The organism is Acidobacteriota bacterium (genome assembly GCA_035471785.1).
GTDB lineage: Bacteria > Acidobacteriota > UBA6911 > RPQK01 > DATIPO01 > JANQFM01.
This window is the reverse complement of record DATIPQ010000028.1, coordinates 1-2,785: the sequence shown is the minus strand read 5'-3', so window position 1 is coordinate 2,785 and position 2,785 is coordinate 1. Positions and strand designations below refer to the sequence as shown.

Sequence of the window (2,785 nt, the reverse complement as noted above, 5' to 3'; positions counted from 1 at the left end):
CCGCGGGGTGATTGAAGCCGCCGACAACGAAGCGCAGCTTGCCGGCGTGATGGCGCATGAAATCTCTCACGTGGCCCTGCGCCACGGTACAAACCAAGCCAGCAAAGCCTCGGCCGCCCAGATGCCGCTGGCGATCCTAGGGGGACTGCTGGGCAGCGATTCCACGGCGGCGGCCCTGACACAGCTCGGCGCAAACTTCGCGGTCAATTCCGTTCTGCTGAAGTACTCGCGCACGGCCGAGACTCAGGCAGACACCCTGGGCACCCAGATCCTCTACGATTCGGGTTACGACGCGCGGGCCATGGCCCAATTCTTCGAAAAGATCCAGGCCCAGGATCAAGGCGGGCAGCCGGTCGAATTTTTCAGCAATCACCCTAACCCAGACAACCGTGTCGAACGTGTCGGGCAGGAAGTCGACAATCTGGGCGGAGTTCGGCGCGGATCCAACACGGATTCTCGTGATTTTCAGCAGATCAAACGTTTACTCCAGTCTCTGCCCGCCACCGGAGGTGGAGATCTGCAGGCCGGCGGGCAGCACAGCAGCGAGCCTGAATTGCTGATTCTCTCCGCCAGATATGGCGCCGGCGATCGATTCAACGACGTCCGCCAGCGGTTGCAGTCGCGCATCGAAAACAACCGCTTGGAGCTGAATGTAAATAACTCGTCGATGGGCGGCGACCCCGTCAGCCGGTCCAAGACGCTGCAGCTCACCTATCAGTGGGGCAACCGGACCTACGAGATAACGGTTCGGGAAAATCACCGGTTTTCCATTCCCACCGAAGAGCAGATTAGTGACAACAACCGTGGAGACAGCGAAGACCCTTCCAACACGGACCGGCCTTCGGATCGTTTCGTGAGCATTGAAACCCGGCTGCTGCGTATAAATCACCCGGACGATTGGCAGGTATACGGGCAGGGCGATGCCATGACCATCGCGCCTCGGGGCGGGATGGTGGAGGACGGCAATGGGAATCAGGCCATGGCTTACGGCATGATCGTGAACCTCTACGAGCCTGCGACCAACCGCTTCGGTCAGCGGTTACAGGGCCCCGGTTACGGGCAGGGCTCCGGGCAGGACTCTTTGGCCCGTTTGGAGCAATCCACCGACGCTCTGGTCCAGGAGCTTCGGCTGTCCAACCGAAATATGCGCGTCATCCGCCGCGGTGAACTCATACGCGTGAGCGGCGAGCAGGGGCTTTCGACCTATCTCTCGAACGATTCGCCCCTGGGCGGGCGCGAGACCAACTGGCTGATCACGCTGCGGCGCCCCGAGGGCCTGCTGTTTTTTGTCTTCACCGCACCGGATCGCGATTTCAGGAGCTACGAAAGCGCTTTCCAGCAGATGCTGTACTCGGTCCGGATCAAGCAGTAGAGGTTCCGGCTGCCACGATCCGACACGTCCACGACTTGGTAATGACCAGAGTCGGTTCAAGTCGATAGCGGCTTGGGCGGAGAATCTTTTGATGAATTCCGCAGAGTAGCCCTGCTCATTGCCGGTTCTCCACTGCTTTACCAACTTGTTTATTCGGACGTTCGAGTGCACTCCTCCGTCGCTTTCCCTATGGGATCTTCTATCGGGCGTTGGCGGAGGAGGTAGTTACCGTCGGAGTCTTCCACGGACCAAGACCCTGAGACCTGGTTCACACGACGATAGCGAGATTGGGAGCGCCCGCCGCAAACTGGCGACCGGTAGCCTGCGTTGCACTCAGGCTGCTGAAGCGCAACCCCATTCTGGCTTCTCACCAGGGCCTCCCTACTCGAAGTGCAGGGCCGTGATGGGGGTTGACTCTGGAGGCGCGGCGGGCGGGGAGGTAGCCGGCCAGGGTGGCGACCAGGACCATGAGGGGGCTCCGGGCCGACGGGTTTTCTCGCTTGGGAATATCAAATCCCCTTCCGGGGGGCATCAGAGACCACCCATCACGCCAAAGAGTGGCAGACTCCAGCTCTGCTGAGCCTTAGCGCACTGGCCGGTTCAAAGAATGGGTGAGCAGACGCAAAGAGGCTGCGTGGAGAGGGCACCGAACGCCTTCACATGAACCCTTGACACGCCACCCTCCTCTCGACTAGTTAGTTGGATCTGAGTAAAATGGCTGTTACTGTAGCACGTGGCCATGAATGATTTCGCTACGCCCGACGGAGAACCCTCTTCTGCTCTCCGAAGTCGTTATTCACGCTCGGGAGATCCTGGATCGTCTAGACTCTCATCGGCCACGCCTTTCTCCCACGAATCGTAGATCTAAGCAGCGACATTCGCGAATGGGCGAGGAGGGTTGACGACCTCCTGGCCACTGATCGATATGAGGAGTTTCGCCCAACAGACGGAGTGCTTAGAAAGATAAGGCAATTGTATGTCGCAGAAATAAGCCACCAGGTATACAAGGGAGCGATCGCGTTCGCAGGAGATCTGAAACCGCTCGCACACAGCTATAGGCCGGACATTGACGGGCTTTTTCGTCTCCCTTGTCCCCTCGCGAACTCTGCGACTCTATGGATCCTCCACCTCCAGCCCAACCCTGTTGCTGAGGAGCGTAACCATGCCGTGCTCAGCCGATTCCTAGCTGACGCCCTAGGCTGTTGACGACAGCTTGGATACACGGTCCTCGTCATACTAAGCCCGCTCCTCAAGGGCCGCCGCCAGGCGGCGGAAGAGGACGCCTAGGGCTATGTCGTCTTTGAGGCCTTGGACGGGGATGTCGACGACTTTGTAGCCGCGGGCCTCGGCGCGGGCGCGGCGCATGCGGTCGAGGCGCTGCTGGCTGGGGTTGCCGTGGATGGGCTCGGAGAG

At 60.0% G+C, this 2,785-nt stretch carries 1 protein-coding gene; it reads left to right on the top strand.

What is annotated here, in order from left to right:
- Positions 1 to 1,372, top strand: a 1,372-nt coding sequence (locus tag VLU25_04720; protein HSR67222.1) for a M48 family metallopeptidase, incomplete at its 5' end; no start/stop codon positions are given.
- Positions 1,373 to 2,785 lie beyond the last annotated feature (1,413 nt).